Below are 17,627 nucleotides of genomic sequence, written 5' to 3' on the forward strand. Positions count from 1 at the left end.
TGTCGAACTTAGACAGAAATCGCAGTTCCGGTTGAGCACGAACATGACGTGCACTACTGTCCAGGCGGCCGAGTCCTCCGCCTGAGGCGGGGAGCCGATGGGGTGAATCCGCGCAAGACCGAGCCCGTCAGCTGACCCGGCAGGCCCTCTGGAAGGAGCATGGTTGATTCGTCGAACCGTCCGCAGGGTCGTGTTCGTGGGCTCGGCGCTGGCTCTCATCAGCATCGGCGCCCCGGTGATCTCCGCCACCGCCGACCCCGAGCCCACGTTAAAAGAGCTCACCTCCGAGGTCGAGAAGCTGCACGAGGAGATCGAGTCGCTCACCGAGCAGTACAACGGTGAGAAGATCCGGCTCGAGGAGTCCAAGCGCTCGGCCGCCACGGCCAAGAAGACGCTCGACACGAGCGAGTCCGACCTCGAGACCCGCCGCAAGCGCGCGATGGTGTTCGCCACGAACGCCTACATGACGGGTGGCGCCAGCGGGATCGCGTTGATGAACGCGGCCGACCCCGACGCCTACATGGACATCGCCTCGACCACGTACGCGCTGCAGTTGCAGAGCGGCGAGGAGGTCGTCCAGCTCACCAAGGCCCGCGAGGCCGCCGAGCGGGCGCGGGCCAGCGCCAAGGCCCGCCAGGACGAGGTGAGCAAGCTCATCAAGAGTCTCGACAAGCGCGAGGGCGAGATCCGCGGCCTGATCAAGAAGACCGAGAGCCAGCTCTACGCGAAGGTCGCCGGCCAGGTCTCGGTGGCGAAGCGGCTCAGCATGCCGGTCGTCGGCGACGGCAAGGCGGCCGAGGCGGTCAGATGGGCGCTCTCCCAGCAGCTCAAGCCCTATGTGTGGGGCGCCGAAGGACCCAACTCCTTCGACTGCTCCGGCCTGATCATGGCGGCCTACGCCACGGTCGGCATCAGCATCCCCCACTACACCGGCAGCCAGTGGACGTCGGGCACGCACGTGTCACGCGAGGACATGCGACCGGGCGACCTGGTGTTCTTCTACAGCGACCTGCACCACGTGGGCCTCTACATCGGAGGGGGCTACATGGTGCACGCTCCCCGCACGGGTGACGTCGTGCGGGTCGCGGCGATCGGCAACAGGCCGTTCGCCGGAGCCGTTCGGATCGCCGACTAAATCAAACGCCGTCGGGCCGCCCATGCGACGGCCTCGATGGCGGTGGCGACGCCGATGCGGTCGCAGATGCCACGCAGCCGACGGCGAACCGTCCGGCCGCTGACATCAAGGCTCCGCCCGACGCGGTCGACGGTCACGCCCTTGGCCAGTTCGGCCAGCAGCAGCAACTCATCGTCGGTCAGGCCGACGCGCTCGGTCTCGGAAACTGACATCGTGAGCCCCTCTCCCACGACGAATGATTCTCGCCACCCCTCAGGGAAGGTAAACGGCGGGGAGAAAGGTCGTCAAGCAGGGGTATTGACGTGTCTGACCCTATGTGAACGCGCCGTAACGTAAGGCCCCCACGTTCTGTGGGGGCCTCACCTGCTGCTAAGCGAAAATCATTGGGTCGGCCGGACCAGCGGAAACAGAATTGTTTCGCGAATGTTTTTTCCTGTGAAGGCCATGATCATGCGATCGATGCCCGCACCCATGCCCCCGGTGGGGGGCATCGCGTATTCCAGCGCCTGCAGGAAGTCCTCGTCGAGCTGCATCGCCTCGGCGTCGCCGCCGGCGGCCAGGATCGACTGCTCGGTGAGGCGGCGGCGCTGCTCGATCGGGTCGACCAGCTCCGAATAGGCGGTGCCGAGCTCGGTGCCGAAGCCGATCAGGTCCCACTTCTCGGTCAGCAGCGGATTGTCGCGGTGCTGACGGGTCAGCGGCGAGGTCTCCAGCGGGTAGTCCATGACGAACGTGGGCTGGATGAGCGTGTGCTCGACGAGCGCCTCGAAGACCTCCTGCACGAGCTTGCCCTGGCCCCATTTCGGGTCCCAGTGGATCTCGCGCTGGTCGGCCAGCTTGCGCAGCGCCTCCAGCGGGGTCTCGGTGGTGATCTCCTCACCGAGGGCCTGCGAGACCGAGCCGTACAGGGTGATCCTCGGCCACTCGGCCAGGCCCAGGTCGATCTCCTGGTCGCCGTGGCGGACGACCGTGGTGTCGAGCGCGGCCACGACGGCCTTCTGGTACATGCGCTGGGTCAGGTCGGCCATGTCGTGGTAGTCGAGGTAGGTGCCGTAGGCCTCGAGCATGGTGAACTCGGGGTTGTGGGTGGAGTCGGCGCCCTCGTTGCGGAAGTTGCGGTTGATCTCGAAGACCTTCTCGATGCCGCCGACGACCAGCCGCTTGAGGTAGAGCTCGATCGCGATGCGAAGGTAGAGCTCCATGTCGTAGGCGTTGATGTGGGTCTTGAACGGCCGGGCCGCCGCGCCGCCGTGGATCGGCTGCAGCATCGGGGTCTCGACCTCGAGGTAGCCCTCTTCGTGCCAGAAGTCACGGACCGCCCGCACGGTGGCGCTGCGGATGTGGGCCATCTTGCGGGCCTCGTCGTTGACGATCAGGTCGACGTAGCGCAGCCGCACGCGGGCCTCGGGGTCGCTGAGCCCGGCGTGCTTCTCGGGCAGCGGGCGCAGGCACTTCGCGGTGATCGCCCACGAGTCGGCCATGATCGACAGCTCGCCGCGCCGGGAGGTGATGACCTCGCCGGTGATGCCGACGTGGTCGCCGAGGTCGACGTCGCGCTTCCAGGCCGCCAGCGCGTCTTCGCCGAGCCGGTCGAGCGACAGCATGATCTGGAGGTCGCCGGAGCCGTCGCGGATGGTCGCGAAGCAGAGTTTGCCGCCGATTCGGGAGAGCATGACGCGGCCGGTCACGCCGACGGTGTCGCCGGTCGCGGCGCCCGCCTCGAGGTCGGTGTATTTCTCACGGACTTCCGCGTTGGTCGCGGTCCGCGGGTAGTTCACCGGATAGGGGTCGACGCCTTCGGAGATCAGACGGTCCAGCTTTTCACGGCGGACGCGCATCTGCTCCGGAAGCTCGCTCAGCTCTTCGCTCACGGCACTACAGATTAGCGGCGTTTAAGCGGTGTTTCGGGCGTAGACCAGCCGGAGCCCGATAAGAGTCAGCCAGGGTTCGTGTACGTCGATCGTCCGCGCCTCGCTGACCACCAGCGGCGCCCCGGGTCCGGTCGCCACGACGGTCACCTCGTCGGGGTCGGCGGCCAGCTCGGCGGTCATCCGGTCGACGATGCCGTCGACCAGGCCGGCGAAGCCGTAGATGATGCCCGACTGCAGGGCCTCGACGGTGTTCTTGGCGATCACCGACCGAGGCCGGATCAGCTCGACCTTGTGGAGCTGGGCGCCCGCCTCGGCCAGCGCGTCGACGGAGATCTCCAGGCCCGGAGCGGTGACGGCGCCGATGTACTCACCCCGCGCGGAGACGGCGTCGAAGGAGGTCGCGGTGCCGAAGTCGACGACCACGCAGGGACCGCCGAACAGGCTGATCGCGGCCAGCGCGTTGACGATGCGGTCGCTGCCGACCTCTTTGGGGTTGTCCATCCTGACCGGGACGCCGGTGCGGACACCCGGCTCGACCACCACCGAGGTCACGTCGCCGTAGTAGCGGCGCGACATCTCCCGCATCTCGTTCAGCACGGAGGGCACCGTCGAGCAGATGGAGATGCCCGAGATGTCGGTGTTCTTCAGGATGGCCGACTGGGCCAGCAGGCCCTGCAGGACCACCGCGAGTTCGTCGGCGGTCCGGCGGGCGTCGGTGGCGATGCGCCAGTGCTCAATGACCTCTTCACCCTCGAACAAACCAAGCACCGTGTGGGTGTTGCTGACATCGATGGTGAGGAGCATGCCCCGATTATGCACCACGAAGATCTAGGGCAATATCGAGCGCGGGGGACGAATGGGTCAGTGCCCCGACGGCCAGGTAGTCGACTCCGGTCTCGGCCACGGCCCGTGCGCCGGCGAGGGTGAGCCCGCCGCTCGACTCGAGGCGAGCGCGCCCGGCGACCAGCTCCACGGCCTCCTTGAGCTGCGGCACCGTGAAGTTGTCGAGCAGGATCTCCTCGGCTCCCTCGGCCAGCACCGGCTCGATCTGGTCGATGCGGTCGACCTCGACCTCGATCAGGATCTCCGGGTAGGCCTTGCGGACCGCCCGGAACGCCTCCGTGACCCCGCCGGCGGCCACGACGTGGTTGTCCTTGATCAGGGCGGCGTCGTAGAGGCCGATGCGGTGGTTGACGCCGCCGCCGCAGCGGACGGCGTACTTCTCCAGCGCGCGCAGGCCCGGGTGGGTCTTCCTGGTGTCCCGGACGCGGGCGCCGGTGCCCTCGATGGCCTTGACCCACTGGGCGGTCGCGGTGGCGATACCCGACAGGTGGGTGAGCAGGTTGAGCGCGGTGCGCTCCACGGTGAGGAGTTCCCTGGTCTCGCCCTTGATGGTCATCAGGACGTCGCCGTAGGAGACCCGGTCGCCGTCCTTGGCGCGGTGTTCGACCTCCAGACCGGCGTAGCGGAACGCGGCGGCGGCCACGGCCAACCCGGCGACCACGCCGGAGCGGCGGGCCACGATGTCGCCGACGGCCTTCTGGCCGGCCGGGATCGTGGCGGCCGAAGTGACGTCTTCCCCGGTCGACAGGTCTTCGCGGAACGCGGTCTCGATCAGTGTGTGGATCTCCGCCGGGTCGAGCCCGGCGGCCAGCAGGTCGGCGTCGGCGCTGACGTGCGGTGCGTGCTCCATGACGAGTTCGCCCTTCTCGGTGAGCGTGATGTCGAGGTGGCCGAGCCACGTGTCGTCGCGGCGGTCGGGGAAGTCCTCCCGCCAGTGGGAGCCCCGGGTCTCCTGCCGGACCGCCGCGGCCCGTGTCAGGGCCGAGGCGACGGTGTGCAGGTTGGTCGCCTCCCACGCCTCCAGGCAGGGCTCGACCGTGACAGGGGTCCATGTGGCGTCGTTCAGCGCCTTGGCGACCCCGGCCAGGCTCTCCCTGCTGCGCAGTACCCCGGCGCCCCGGCTCATGAACGCCTGGACGCGGGGACGGGTGCGGGGGTCGACGAGTTCGCTCGGTTCCGCGGGGACGGCCTCCCCCGGAACCGCGCGAGGGGTGATCAGGTCGGAGGCGATGCGTTCGGCGTACACGAGACCTTCGAGCAGGGAGTTGGACGCCAGGCGGTTGGCCCCGTGCACGCCGGTGCAGGCGGTCTCGCCGCAGGCGTAGAGGCCCGGCACGCTGGTCCGCCCGAACAGGTCGGTCCGCACTCCGCCGCTGGCGTAGTGGGCGGCCGGGGCGACCGGGATCGGCTCGGTCACCGGGTCGATGCCGTGCTCCCGGCAGACCGCGAGGATCGTGGGGAACCGGGCCTGCCACTTCTCCTCGCCGAAGGCCCGCGCGTCGAGGTAGACGTGGTCGTCGCCGGTCTCGGCCATCCGCCGCATGATCGCCTTGGCCACGACGTCGCGGGGGGCCAGGTCCTTGAGTTCGTGGACGCCGGCCATGAACCGTTCACCCTTGGCGTCGATCAGGAAGGCGCCCTCGCCCCTGACCGCCTCGGAGACCAGGGGCTGCTGCCCGGTCGAGCCCTCTCCGAGCCACAGGACCGTCGGGTGGAACTGCACGAACTCCAGGTCGCGGACCACCGCACCGGCGCGCAGCGCCAGCGCCACCCCGTCGCCGGTGGAGACCAGGGGGTTGGTCGTGGAGGCGTACACCTGGCCCATGCCGCCGCTGGCCAGGACCACCGCCGCGGCGCGAACCGCTCCCACGCCGTCACGGGCGCCCTCGCCCATCACGTGGAGGGTGATACCGCAGGCCCGGCCCTGGGCGTCGGTGAGCAGGTCGAGGACGAGGGCGTGCTCGATGATCTCGATGCGCGGCTCGTGGGTGGCCGCCTCGATCAGGGCCCGCTGGACCTCGGCCCCGGTGGCGTCGCCGCCCGCGTGCACGATCCGGTTACGCCGGTGGCCGCCCTCGCGGGTCAGCTGCAGTTCGCCGCGCGCGTCGCGGTCGAAGCGGGCGCCGTGCTCCATCAGGCGCTTGAGCGCGTCGGGGCCCTCGGTGACCAGGACCCGCACGGCCTCCTCGTCGCAGAGCCCGGCGCCGGCCAGCAGGGTGTCGCTCAGGTGCTCGTCAGGGGTGTCGCCAGGGGCCAGCACGGCGGCGATGCCGCCCTGGGCCCACTGGGTCGACCCGGCCGACAGCACGTCTTTGGTGACGACCAGCACACGGCCGGCGGTGGTGAGCTCGGTGTAGCGCAACGCCAGGGTCAGACCCGCGATCCCGGAGCCGACCACGACCACGTCGGCGGACGTCGTCCAGCCGGGAGGTGGCGCGGTCAGTCTGCGGGGGAGGGTGGTGTCGGTCATCGCGAGCCCCTTTCGTCAATATGACGATAACGCCCGCGACGACGGGGCTCATCCCCGGGTGGCTACTTCGTCGCCCCTTTCGAGGTCCGAAAGCAGGGCCGCGGCCGGATCCGACCCGAGATCGACGATCCGGTTGTCGCGGTCGACGTGGACGACCTTCGGCCGGAAGGTGCGCGCCTCGGCGTCGGTGAGCTGGCCGTACGCGATGACGATCACCAGATCCCCCGGCGAGACCAGGCGGGCGGCGGCCCCGTTGATGCCGATGATCCCCGAGCCCCGGGGGCCCGGAATGGTGTACGTCACAAGCCGCGCCCCGTTGTCGATGTCGACCACGTGGACCTGCTCACCCGGCAGCAGGCCGGCCGCGTCCAGCAGGTCTTCGTCGACCGTCAGCGAACCCACGTAGTGGAGGTCGGCCTGGGTCACGGTGGCCCGGTGGATCTTGCTGGTGAGCATGGTCCTGAGCATCGGGGTCCTCTCAGACGATGAGTACAACGTTGTCGATCAGCCGGGTCGTCCCGACCTTGGCCGCCACCGCGAGGACCGCCTCCCCCCGGTGACCTGGGGGGACCTCGTCGAACGTGGCGGGATCGGCCAATGTCAGGTAGTCGAGCAGCAGCGGGGGCTTGAGCCGGGCGGCCTCTTCGAGCACCGCCTTCGCCGATTCCTTGGCCTTGTGGGGGTTCCTGGCAGCGGCGTTGAGTGCCTTCGACAGGTAGAGCGCGGTCACCCGGTCGTCTGCCGACAGGTAGCGGTTGCGGCTCGACAGGGCCAGGCCGTCGGGCTCCCGCACGGTCTGACCCGCCACGATCTTCACGGGGACGTCGAGGTCGGCGGTCATCCGGCGGATCAGGGCGAGCTGCTGGGCGTCCTTCTGGCCGAACACGGCCACGTCGGGCCGGGTCAGGTTGAACAGCTTCAGCACCACCGTAAGCACCCCGTCGAAGTGCCCCGGCCGGAACGCGCCCTCGGCGACCGTGCCCATCGCCCCGGCCGACACCGAGACCTGCCGGTCGGGCAGGTACATGTCTTCCACGGCGGGCGCGAACACGACGCTCACGCCCTCTTCGCCGCACACCTCCAAATCGCTGTCGAACGTCCGGGGATAGCGGCCGAAGTCCTCGTTCGGCCCGAACTGGAGCGGGTTGACGAAGATGCTGACGATCACGTGGTCGGCCTGCTCGTGGGCCAGCCGGATCAGCGACCGGTGACCCTCGTGCAGCGCGCCCATCGTGGGCACCAGCGCGTAGGAGCCGGGCCTCCTGGCGCCCGCGAGCTCGGCGCGGTTCCCGGCGACCGTCAGGTCCATATGTTGCCTCCCAGCGCGTCGAGGAGCCGTTCGGCCGCCTCCGGCTTCAACAGGCCTGCCGCCAGCGCCCTGTCGGCGGTCAGCCGGGCCAGCGCGATGTACGCGTCGGCCGCCTCCGGCGCCGCCAGGATCAGGGCGTCGACGTGTTTGCGCACCGTCTCCGCGTCTCCCCGGACGACCGGCCCGGTCAGCCCGTTGATGCCCAGCCGCAGCACGTTGTCGAGCGCGGCCCCCAGCAGCGGCCCCAGCATCCGGCCGGGGTGCTCGACGCCGATGCGTGACAGCAGGTCCTGCGACTCGGCGATGAGGGTGACCATGTGGTTGGCCGCCCCCGCGACGGCCGCGTGGTAGAGCGGCCGGTCGCGGTCGTTGATCCAGACCGGCTCACCGCCCATCTCGATCACCAGCGCCTCGGCCACCGGCCGCAACTGATCGGACGCCGTCACTCCGAAGGTCGCGCCGTTGAGCCGCCCGAAGTCGTCGCCGCGTCCGGTGAAGGTCATCACCGGGTGGAGCGCCAGCGGCAGCGCGCCCAGGTCGGTCGCGGGCTGCAGCACCCCCAGTCCGTAGGCGCCGCTGGCGTGCACCAGCAGCTTGCCCCGCAGGTCGGCGCCGGTGGCGGCGAGCCCGGACACCAGACCGGGCAGCACGTCGTCGGGCACCGTCAGCAGGATCAGTTCGGCCCTGCGCATGACCTCGTCGGGTCTGCTCAGATCGATGCCCAGCAGGTCGTTGGCGCGCCGCTGGGACGCGTCGGAAACGCCGCTGGCAGCCACCACATGGTGTCCCGCCTGGGCCAAAGCGGCACCGAGAACGGAACCCACCCGTCCGGCTCCGAGCACCCCAACGGTGAGTCGCGCGGGGCGATCGCTTGTGTCCATGCCGTCCTCCCGACCGCCAGAGTAACGGCGGTCACGGACTGGGAACCGTTAGGGGCTCGTCCTTGATCAAGGGTGTCCACATCCGGACACCGGTAAGGTCGGGCGGATGTGGGTTTCGTGGCGGGAGGCGACCCGCCGGGCGCTCTACGAAGATGGCGGGTTCTACCGCGAAGAGCGCCCTTCTGCGCATTTCCGCACGTCCGTGCATGCCTCCCCACTTTTCGCCGAGGCAATCGCCCGCCTGCTGGCCCGGGTCGACGTCGCCCTGGGCCACCCCCCGCGACTCGATTTCGTCGACATGGGCGCGGGTGACGGGCTGCTGGCGGCGGGGGTGCTGGCGGCGTTCGGGGGGACCAGACTCCGGGTGGTCGCGGTCGACCTGGCGCCCCGGCCCGACGGGCTGCCCTCGGCGATCGAGTGGGCCGAGGAACCTCCCGAGGAGATCACCGGCCTGATCGTGGCCAACGAGTGGCTCGACAACGTGCCGCTCGACGTGGTCGAGCAGGCCGACGACGGCCCCCGCCTGGTCCTGGTCGACCCGGAGACCGGCGCGGAGACGCTGGGACCCCCGCTCACCGATCCCGCCGACCTCGCCTGGCTCGCCGCCTGGTGGCCGCTCCCCCGCACCGGGTCGCGCGCCGAAATCGGCCGTCCGCGCGACGAGGCGTGGTCTCAGTTGCTTGTACGGCTCACGCGGGGCACCTGTGTCGCCATCGACTACGCCCACACCGCGGCGGACCGCCCGGAGCTCGGCACCCTGACCGGCTACCGGAACGGCCACGCGGTGGCCCCCGTCCCCGACGGAACCCGCGACATCACCGCCCACGTCGCCCTCGACGCCTGCGCCCGGGGCGAAGGCCTGCTCACCACCCAGCGCGAGGCCCTGCGCGACCTGGGCGTCACGGGCGCCCGCCCGCCTCTCGGACTGGCCTCCTCGGACCCACGCGGCTACCTGCGCGCCCTGGCCCGCGCGTCGGCCGAAGCCGAGCTCATCGACCCCGGGGGGCTGGGAGGTTTCGGCTGGTTGCAACAGGTACGGTAAAGGGCGTGGAGATCGAACAGACCGCCTTGCCAGGAATCGGCCTCAAACACGAGTTCACGACCCATACGGGCCGTCGCATCGGCATCGTGTCCCACCGTTCCGGCAGACGCGATCTGATCATCTACGACCGCGACGATCCTGATCGGGCATGTGAGAGCGTCCAGCTCACCGACGAGGAGGCCGACGCCCTCGTCGAGCTCCTCGGCGCCCCCCGCATCGTCCAGCGCCTCAACGCTCTCCACCGCGAGGTCGAAGGCCTGGTCAGCGTGCAGATCCCGGTGACCCCCAGCTCGCCCTACGAGGGCCGCACGCTCGGGGACGCCCGCATCCGCACCCGCACCGGCGCCTCCGTGGTGGCCGTGGTGCGCGGTGGACAGGTGCACGCCAGCCCGACCCCTGATTTCGAATTCCGGGTCGGAGACGTGGTCGTGGTGGTCGGCGACGCCGAGAACACCGGGGCCGTGGCCGACATCCTGGCTGACGGGTAGGTCGCCGGGTGCACCACACCGCAATATTGTTCCTCGAGCTCGGCGGGGTCGTCCTCGCGCTCGGAATCCTCGGCGCTCTCGCCCTCCGCGTCGGCATCTCGCCGATTCCCCTCTATCTGGTAGCCGGCCTGGCCTTCGGGACCGGCGGCATCCTTCCCCTCGCGACCAGCGAAGAGTTCATCGCCACCGGCGCCGAACTCGGCGTGATCCTCCTGCTGCTCACATTGGGCCTGGAATACAACGCCGACGAGCTCATGACCAGCCTCAAGAGCAACGCGCCCAGCGGTCTGGTCGACCTGGTCCTGAACGCGGCTCCCGGTGCGATCGCCGCGCTGTTGCTGGGCTGGGGTCCGGTGGCGGCGGTCGCGATGGCCGGCGTGACCTATGCGACCTCGTCCGGCATCACCGCGAAGGTCCTGTCCGACCTGGGCTGGATCGGTAACCGCGAGACACCGGTCGTGCTGTCGCTGCTGGTCTTCGAAGACCTGACGATGGCGCTCTATCTGCCGATCCTGACGGCGCTGCTGGCCGGGGTCTCCCTGCTGAGCGGCGCGATCACCGTGGCGATCGCGCTGGCGACGGTCACCGTGGTCCTGGTGATCGCGTTGAAGTTCGGCAAGTGGATCGAGAAGTTCGTCTCCAGCCCCAACTCCGAGGTGCTGCTGCTCAAGGTCATCGGCCTGGCCATGCTGGTGGCCGGCCTCGCCCAGCAGCTCCAGGTGTCCGCGGCGGTCGGCGCCTTCCTGGTGGGCATCGCGTTGTCGGGTGAACTGGCCCACGACGCACGCGCGCTGCTGATGCCGATCAGAGACCTCTTCGCGGCGGTCTTCTTCGTCTTCTTCGGCCTGCAGACCGACCCGTCCAAGATCCTGCCGGTGCTGTGGCTGGCCGCGATCCTGGCGATCGTCAGCATGATCACCAAGCTCCTCACCGGCGCCTACGCCGCCCGCCGGGCGGGCATCGGCCGAGCGGGCCGGGTCCGCGCCGGCATCGCCCTCATCCCCCGAGGCGAGTTCAACATCGTCATCGCCGGGTTGGCCGTGGCCGCCGGAGCCCACCCCGATCTGGGACCGCTGGCAGCCGCATACGTGCTGATCCTGGCGGCTTTCGGTCCCTTGGCGGCCCGACTGACGGCGCCCCTGGTCGCGGCGCTGACGAAGGCCACGCCCGCCCCGCACTGAGCGAAACGACTCCCTTTATCCACAGCCTGTGGATAAAGGGAGTCGTCGGACACAGAGCCAGGAGCGGCTGCGGAGCGCCGGATACGGCGGGTGCCGGAAGCGGCGGCCGGTGCCAGGGCGGGCGGAGCCGTAACGGATATTTCAGGCCGTGGAGACCCGCAGCTCCGTGAGGCCCCGGATCACGTACCCGGGCTTCCACGTCGGTTCCTCGACCAGGTCGAGGCCCCGGTCGAGGAGCGCGCCGAACGACTCGATGAGCTCGATGCGGGCCAGTGGCGCGCCCAGGCAGAAGTGGATGCCCGCTCCGAACGAGATGTGTGGATTGTCGGCGCGTCCGGCGTCGAAGCGGTCGGGCTCGGGGAACACCGACGGGTCGCGGTTCGCGGAGCCGAACAGCAGGGCCACCTCGGCGCCGCGCGGGATCGCGATACCGCCGACCTCGATGTCCTCCAGGACCCACCGCTCGAACATCTGCAGCGGCGTGTCCCAGCGCATCATCTCCTCGACCGCCGTCGGCAGCAGCGACCGGTCCTCGCGGAGCCGCTGGAGCTCGGCGGGGTTGCGGAACAGCGACCACCAGCCGTTGCCGGTCACGTTGACCGTCGCCTCGTGCCCGGCGTTGAGCAGCAGCACGCAGGTGCCGATCAGCTCGTCCTCGGTGAGCCCGACCTGGGTCAGCGCGCTGATCAGGTCGTCACCCGGGTTCTCGGCCCGGACGCGGGAGAGGTCCCGCAGGTAGGCCGCGAACTCCTCGGCCGCCCGCGCGGCGGTGTGCTGGGCTTCGAGGGACGGGTTGAGCTCGTACATGCCGCAGATGTCGGCCGACCACGGCCGCAGATGGGGCCGGTCCTGCTCGGGCACGCCGAGCATCTCGGCGATCACCGTCACCGGCAGCGGCTCGGCGACCTCGGCGATCAGGTCGCCGCCGCCCTTGGCCGCCAGCGCGTCGGCGAGCTCGGTGGCCATCGTCTTGATCCGGGGCCGCAGCGACTCGACCATGCGCGGCGTGAACGCCTTGGACACCAGCCGCCGCAGCCGCGTGTGGATGGGCGGCTCCACGTCCAGCATTCCGGCCCGGACCACCCGCCAGAACGGCTCCTGAAATTCCGGTTCCGGTACGTGGCCGAAAACGACATGGTCTTCGAGGTGGAGGTAGGACCTCCCGAGGCGCCGATCCCTGAGCAGGGCGTTGACGTCCTCATAGCGCGGGATCAGATATTGATCCGTCTTGTCGAAGTAGGAAACGGGCCCGACGGCACGCAAATCGGCGTAGACACCGTAGGGATGGGCGACAAAATCCGGGTTCCAAGGGTCAAACCGCACATTTCTCATGCTATTACGATGACTCCATGAGCGAGATCGTGGTCGGCATGGGCGCGGGCGCCAAGGAACTCGCGACCGAGGACATGATCCTCAACATCGGCCCGCAACACCCGTCGACCCATGGCGTGCTCCGCCTTCGCCTGACCCTGGACGGCGAACGCATCGGCACGGCCGAACCGATCATCGGCTACATGCACCGGGGCGCCGAGAAGCTCTTCGAGGTCCGCGACTACCGCCAGATCATCGTCCTGGCCAACCGCCACGACTGGCTGTCGGCCTTCGCCAACGAACTGGGCGTGGTCATCGCGGTCGAGCGCATGCTCGGCATGGAGGTCCCCGTCCGGGCCGTCTGGACCAGGACCCTGCTCGCCGAGTTGAACCGCGTCCTGAACCATCTGATGTTCCTCGGCAGCTACCCCCTCGAACTGGGCGCCATCACCCCGCTCTTCTACGCCTTCCGCGAGCGCGAGACCATCCAGGCCGTCATGGAGGAGATCTCCGGCGGCCGGATGCACTACATGTTCAACCGCGTGGGGGGCCTGAAAGAGGAGATCCCCGAGGGCTGGATGTCCCGCACCCGGCAGGCCGTCGCCGACGTGCGCCGCCGCCTGCCCGACATCGAGAACCTGATCTCCGGCAACGAGATCTTCCTGGCCCGCACCAAGGGCGTCGGCGTCCTGACCCCCGAGACGATCCGCCAATATGGCGTCAGCGGCCCCATCGCCCGCGCCTCCGGCGTCGACTGGGACCTGCGCCGCGACGACCCCTACCTGGCCTACGGCGAGCTCCCGGTCAAGGTGATCACCCGCGACGCCGGCGACTGCCACGCCCGTTTCGAGGTCCTGATGGACCAGGTCAAGGTCTCCCTCGACCTCGCCGACGCCTGCCTCGACAGACTGGCCGACCTGCCGCCGGGCCCGATCAACCAGCGCCTGCCGAAGATCCTCAAGGTCCCCGAGGGCCACACCTACGCCTGGACCGAGGGCCCGCTGGGCATCAATGGCTACTACCTGGTCAGCCGGGGCGAAAAGACCCCGTGGCGCCTGAAACTGAGAAGCGCCAGCTTCAACAACATCCAGGTGCTGCGCGAAATGCTCCCCGGCCACCTGGTGGCCGACATGGTCGCCATCCTCGGCTCGATGTTCTTCGTCGTCGGCGACATCGACAAATAACGAAATTTCGGTACGTGGGACCTGAGGTCAAGCCGGGCGCCGCCACCGCACACGGCCGACGACACGTCAGTCTCCGGGGCCGCTCGCCCGAGGGGCGGCCGATGGGGCACTGACGAAACGGGATCCGCCCCATGGGCAACGGTCAGGCCGACCACTGATTCGGCTTGTTCTTGTCTTCGGGAACCCGGCAGCAGTATTCGAGATAGAGCGCCGCGCACACCAGCAGGACGGCCGAGACCAGCGATCCAGCCGCCACGAGCGCGTCCTGCCGGGGGCCGGGGATGTCGAACATCCCCAGGGTGTGGATGAAGAACCCGGCGAACACCCCCGCGAGCCCCGCCGCCGCCGTGGCCGTGGCCTTGGCCAGCGCCGCCAGCCGCGCCACCACCAGCGGCTCAGGGGGCGTGGTGCCCTCTTTCCGGTTGATCCGCGCCCGCGTCATCCATCCCGTGTACGCCTCACCGATCGCCAGCAGCACGAACGTCGGGATGGCCGTCCACGGCACCTGCGGCAGGCCCGAATAGGCCCCCTGCAGGAACCCCCAGGTCACCACGGCGAACACGACCACGACGCCGACGAGCACACCGGGGTTGCTGGGCTTCACGACAGGCTCCTAAAGCGGGGGTTCCAGCGACAGGTCGGCCCGGAGGCGCACGCCGCTCTGATCGACACCGGCCAGCAGCGCCGCCACCGAGCCCCGGCCCGGCAGCACCGCCGCGGGGTCGGCCTGGGACCACGGCACCAGCACGAAGGCCCGTTCGTGCGCGCGAGGGTGCGGCAGGATCAGCTCGGGGTCATCGGACATCAGGTTATCGACCATGATGATGTCGACGTCGAGTGTGCGCGGCCCCCAGTGCTCCTTGCGCACCCGCCCGAAGGCGTCTTCGATCCCGTTGGCCCGATCGAGCAGGGTCCGGGGGTCGAGCGAGGTCTCCGCGATCACCACGGCGTTCAGGTAGGCGCCCTGCGAAGGCCCGCCGACCGGATCGGTCTCGTAGACCGGCGACAGCGCCACGAACGCCATCCCGGGCGCGTCGAAGAGCGCGTCGAGGCCGCTCTGCAGATAGTCCATCCGCTGCCCGAGGTTGGAGCCCAGCGAGAACACAGCCCTCACCGCGACCTCCTGACCGTCACCACCACGTCGTCGAACGGCAGCGGGATCGGCGCCGCGGGCTTGTGCACAGCCAGCTCCACGCTCTCCACCCGCTCATGCCGCAGACAGACGCCCGCCAGCCGCTCGGCCAGCGTCTCGATCAGATTGACCGGCTCCCCCTCGACCACGGCCACCAGCTCAAGCGCCAGCGCCCCGTAGTCGACGGTCTTGGTCAGATCGTCGACGGCCGCCGCCGGGCCCACGTCGAAGAACAGCGTCGCGTCGACGACGAACTCCTGCCCCAGCTCACGCTCGGCGGGCAGGCACCCATGCCGCCCCCGCGCCCGAAGCCCTTTCAAGCTCACCGAATCGAGACCCACGACACCTCCCCGCCCATCTCGTCCACCACAGAAGCCCAATCCCCGGAATCACAACGCTTCTCTGCCCGAGATCACTTTCTACAGGCAACCGATTCCGAGAACCACAACGCCCCCTGCCCGAACACCCATTCCACCGAACAGCCTCACAACTACCAAAACCCAGAACCCGCCCATGGCTCCGACCGCCGCCCTGAACCCGGCACCACCCTGCGACGCGGGAACACCACGCTCAAGGCCCGAACCCCGACGCCACAAGCCATCGCAGGGCCAACGACGACACCCAACGGCGACGCCGGCAACACCACGCTCAAGGCCCCGAACTCCGACGCCACAGGCCATCGCAGGCCAACCGCCACGCACCGCCCGACCCCAATGCCCGACCTCACGGCGACGCGGGCCATGACACGTTCGAAACCCCGAGCCTCAGGGATGCGGAAAAGCCCCGCCGCGCCGTCGGCGGTGCCGCAGGTTACGAGGCTTCCTCTGCTTCCTCGTCATCGTCGTCGGTCTGCAGGACCGGGGAGCCGTGGTGGTGCCACAGGCGCCAGCCGCCGGCCGTCTTCACGAAGGTGTTGGTCGCCACCACCCGGCCGGCCGCGAAGCCCGTGTCGCCCGTGTCTTCGGCGTCGGCCGCCGTCAGGATGTTCTCGGCGCAGGTCAGCACCGCGACACTCCCTAACACCGTCGTCTGTACGTCGGTCAGCACAAACTGGATGTAGGGCGTGTTGGCCATGATGAGCGCCCACGACCGCAGCACCTCGCTACGCCCAGAAAGCAGCGGCCACCCGGGGTGGACGCACATCGCGACCAGATGGTCGGGCACGTCCTCCACCCAGATCTCCGACATCCGATCCAGGTCGGCGCTTTCGATCGCGGCGTAAAAGGCCTGGTTGAGGTCTTCAACCTCTTTCATCAGCTGCCCTCCACGCCGCGGCAACCCGCACGGCGTCGGCGTTGGGTCGGACGTCGTGGACTCTTACACACCAGGCGCCGTCACGGGCGGCGAGCGCGGTGACCGCGAGGGTCGCGTCGTCGTTGTCGGCGAACGGACGCGGCTCGCCGTTGGCCCCGGCCAGCAGACGGCCGAGGAAGCGTTTGCGGGACGCCCCGATGATCAGGGGACGGCCCAGCTCGCCGAGCCGGCCGAGACCGGCCAGCAGCGCCCAGTTGTGCTCGGCCTGTTTGGAGAACCCCAGGCCGGGGTCGAGGATCAGCTGATCCTCGCGGACGCCTTCGGCGAGCACCGAGTCGACGCGTTTGCGCAGCTCTTCGCTCACCTCGGTGACCACGTCGGTGTAGATCGCCCGGTTCTCCATGTCTCGGCTGTGGCCGCGCCAGTGCATCAGCACGTAGGCGACGCCGGAGGCGGCCACCACCCGGGCCATCGCGGGATCGGCCAGACCACCGCTCACGTCGTTGACGAGTTTCGCCCCGGCGGCCACGGCCATCTCGGCGACCTCGGCGCGCATCGTGTCGACGCTGACGACGACGCCCTCGGCGGACAGCCCCCTGATCACCGGCTCGACCCGGTGAAGCTCTTCTTCCAGGGAGACCCGCGCCGCCCCCGGACGGGTCGACTCACCGCCCACGTCGACGATGTCGGCGCCCTGTTCGACCAGGGCGAGGCCGTGGGCGACGGCGGTGTCGGGGTTGAACCACCGGCCGCCGTCGGAGAACGAGTCGGGAGTCACGTTGACCACACCCATGACGAGGCAGCGCCCGGTGTCGGGCAGCCCCGGCACGGTGAACGCGCTCATCAACGGCTCCTCAGTGGTCGATCGGGATCAAGCCTAGGCGTTCGGGCATCACGATCAGCCGCCCGGGGGCCACCTGTGGATAACGATCGAATTTAACGGCCGATGATCAGCGACATCGCCTCGGCGCGGGTCTTGTCGTCTTCGCGGAAGATGCCGCGGACCGCCGAGGTGATCGTCTTGGCGCCCGGTTTGCGGACGCCGCGCATGGTCATGCACATGTGCTCGCACTCGATCACGACGATCGCGCCACGGGGCTTCAGGACGTCCATCAGGGCGTCGGCGACCTGAGAGGTCAGCCGCTCCTGGACCTGGGGCCTGCGGGCGTAGACGTCGGCCAGGCGGGCCAGCTTGGACAGGCCCGTCACCTGGCCCTGCGCGTTGGGGATGTAGCCGATGTGGGCCACCCCGTGGAAGGGGACCAGGTGGTGTTCGCACGTGGAGTAGATCTCGATGTCGCGGACCAGGACCATCTCGTCGTGGTCGGCGTCGAACACCGTCGTCAGTACGTCTTCCGGGTGCTGCCCGAGCCCCGCGAACTGCTCCGCGTAGGCCCGGGCGACACGTGCCGGGGTCTCGACCAGGCCTTGACGCTCCGGATCTTCGCCGATCGCGATCAGAATCTCGCGTACGGCCGCTTCGATCCGGGCGTTGTCGACCTGGAGAGGCTTGCCAACCACTTTTC

General features: G+C 69.4%; 19 protein-coding genes. 5 read left to right on the forward strand and 14 right to left on the reverse strand.

From position 1 onward, the window contains the following. The first annotated feature begins 163 nt into the window (after positions 1-163). Positions 164-1,135 carry a C40 family peptidase gene (locus AW272_RS17840; RefSeq protein WP_245657609.1) on the forward strand — a complete coding sequence of 324 codons (972 nt, stop codon included), beginning with the start codon at positions 164-166 and terminating at the stop codon, positions 1,133-1,135. On the opposite strand, the gene AW272_RS17845 is transcribed toward AW272_RS17840, so the two are convergent. The 7 genes from AW272_RS17845 to AW272_RS17875 form a co-directional block, all read right to left on the reverse strand. After that, positions 1,132-1,347, reverse strand: a complete 216-nt coding sequence (locus AW272_RS17845; RefSeq protein WP_030452964.1) for a LuxR C-terminal-related transcriptional regulator — start codon at positions 1,345-1,347, stop codon at positions 1,132-1,134. The genes AW272_RS17840 and AW272_RS17845 overlap by 4 nt on opposite strands. A gap of 168 nt (positions 1,348-1,515) precedes the next feature. Then, entirely contained in the window at positions 1,516-2,973 is a 1,458-nt protein-coding gene (gene lysX / locus AW272_RS17850) for a bifunctional lysylphosphatidylglycerol synthetase/lysine--tRNA ligase LysX (RefSeq protein WP_066366836.1), read from the reverse strand. A 54-nt stretch (positions 2,974-3,027) separates the two neighbouring features. After that, positions 3,028-3,810 (reverse strand): type III pantothenate kinase, encoded by a 783-nt coding sequence (locus AW272_RS17855; RefSeq protein ID WP_066366281.1) that lies wholly within the window; start codon positions 3,808-3,810, stop codon positions 3,028-3,030. Between the two features lie 7 nt (positions 3,811-3,817). Next, positions 3,818-6,319 carry an L-aspartate oxidase gene (locus tag AW272_RS17860; RefSeq protein WP_066366283.1) on the reverse strand — a complete coding sequence of 834 codons (2,502 nt, stop codon included), beginning with the start codon at positions 6,317-6,319 and terminating at the stop codon, positions 3,818-3,820. A 48-nt stretch (positions 6,320-6,367) separates the two neighbouring features. Further along, positions 6,368-6,787, reverse strand: a complete 420-nt coding sequence (gene panD, locus AW272_RS17865; RefSeq protein ID WP_066366284.1) for an aspartate 1-decarboxylase — start codon at positions 6,785-6,787, stop codon at positions 6,368-6,370. 10 nt (positions 6,788-6,797) lie between these two features. Beyond that, the gene (gene panC / locus AW272_RS17870) at positions 6,798-7,628 is read right to left on the reverse strand and encodes a pantoate--beta-alanine ligase (RefSeq protein WP_066366286.1); all 831 of its coding nucleotides are present in this window, start codon (positions 7,626-7,628) and stop codon (positions 6,798-6,800) included. Then, positions 7,619-8,509, reverse strand: coding sequence for a Rossmann-like and DUF2520 domain-containing protein (locus AW272_RS17875; RefSeq protein WP_066366288.1), 891 nt, complete (start codon positions 8,507-8,509; stop codon positions 7,619-7,621). The genes panC and AW272_RS17875 overlap by 10 nt, the downstream gene beginning before the upstream one ends. A 106-nt stretch (positions 8,510-8,615) precedes the next feature. On the opposite strand from AW272_RS17875, the gene AW272_RS17880 reads away from it, so the two are divergent. Genes AW272_RS17880 through AW272_RS17890 form a run of 3 tightly spaced genes read left to right on the forward strand, consistent with a single transcriptional unit; the run spans position 8,616 to position 11,220 of the window. Continuing rightward, the gene (locus AW272_RS17880) at positions 8,616-9,551 is read left to right on the forward strand and encodes an SAM-dependent methyltransferase (protein WP_066366290.1); all 936 of its coding nucleotides are present in this window, start codon (positions 8,616-8,618) and stop codon (positions 9,549-9,551) included. Positions 9,552-9,556: 5 nt separating this feature from the next. After that, a complete protein-coding gene (locus tag AW272_RS17885) occupies positions 9,557-10,039 on the forward strand; it encodes a cation:proton antiporter regulatory subunit (protein WP_066366293.1) in 483 nt (160 codons plus the stop codon). 8 nt (positions 10,040-10,047) lie between these two features. Continuing rightward, the gene (locus tag AW272_RS17890; protein WP_066366295.1) at positions 10,048-11,220 is read left to right on the forward strand and encodes a cation:proton antiporter; all 1,173 of its coding nucleotides are present in this window, start codon (positions 10,048-10,050) and stop codon (positions 11,218-11,220) included. 141 nt (positions 11,221-11,361) lie between these two features. Here the strand turns inward: AW272_RS17890 and AW272_RS17895 are convergent, their stop codons facing one another. Continuing rightward, positions 11,362-12,543, reverse strand: a complete 1,182-nt coding sequence (locus AW272_RS17895) for a cytochrome P450 (protein WP_218010937.1) — start codon at positions 12,541-12,543, stop codon at positions 11,362-11,364. Between the two features lie 26 nt (positions 12,544-12,569). Here AW272_RS17895 and AW272_RS17900 point away from each other — a divergent pair, with 26 nt between their 5' ends. Continuing rightward, the gene (locus AW272_RS17900; protein ID WP_066366301.1) at positions 12,570-13,715 is read left to right on the forward strand and encodes an NADH-quinone oxidoreductase subunit D; all 1,146 of its coding nucleotides are present in this window, start codon (positions 12,570-12,572) and stop codon (positions 13,713-13,715) included. 142 nt (positions 13,716-13,857) lie between these two features. On the opposite strand, the gene AW272_RS17905 is transcribed toward AW272_RS17900, so the two are convergent. The 6 genes from AW272_RS17905 to folE form a co-directional block, all read right to left on the reverse strand. Continuing rightward, the gene (locus AW272_RS17905; RefSeq protein ID WP_066366304.1) at positions 13,858-14,319 is read right to left on the reverse strand and encodes a DUF3180 domain-containing protein; all 462 of its coding nucleotides are present in this window, start codon (positions 14,317-14,319) and stop codon (positions 13,858-13,860) included. Between the two features lie 9 nt (positions 14,320-14,328). After that, positions 14,329-14,829: a 2-amino-4-hydroxy-6-hydroxymethyldihydropteridine diphosphokinase gene (folK, locus tag AW272_RS17910; RefSeq protein WP_066366305.1), complete on the reverse strand. Its 501-nt coding sequence runs from the start codon at positions 14,827-14,829 to the stop codon at positions 14,329-14,331. Next, positions 14,826-15,188 (reverse strand): dihydroneopterin aldolase, encoded by a 363-nt coding sequence (gene folB, locus AW272_RS17915; RefSeq protein WP_066366314.1) that lies wholly within the window; start codon positions 15,186-15,188, stop codon positions 14,826-14,828. Before folB ends, folK begins: the two co-directional genes overlap by 4 nt. A gap of 469 nt (positions 15,189-15,657) precedes the next feature. Further along, a complete protein-coding gene (locus AW272_RS17920; RefSeq protein WP_066366316.1) occupies positions 15,658-16,101 on the reverse strand; it encodes a nuclear transport factor 2 family protein in 444 nt (147 codons plus the stop codon). Next, a complete protein-coding gene (gene folP / locus AW272_RS17925; protein ID WP_066366318.1) occupies positions 16,088-16,945 on the reverse strand; it encodes a dihydropteroate synthase in 858 nt (285 codons plus the stop codon). Before folP ends, AW272_RS17920 begins: the two co-directional genes overlap by 14 nt. 92 nt (positions 16,946-17,037) lie before the next feature. Beyond that, positions 17,038-17,622: a GTP cyclohydrolase I FolE gene (gene folE / locus AW272_RS17930; protein ID WP_066366319.1), complete on the reverse strand. Its 585-nt coding sequence runs from the start codon at positions 17,620-17,622 to the stop codon at positions 17,038-17,040. Positions 17,623-17,627 lie beyond the last annotated feature (5 nt).

Source organism: Herbidospora mongoliensis, assembly GCF_001570545.1.
GTDB lineage: Bacteria > Actinomycetota > Actinomycetes > Streptosporangiales > Streptosporangiaceae > Herbidospora > Herbidospora mongoliensis.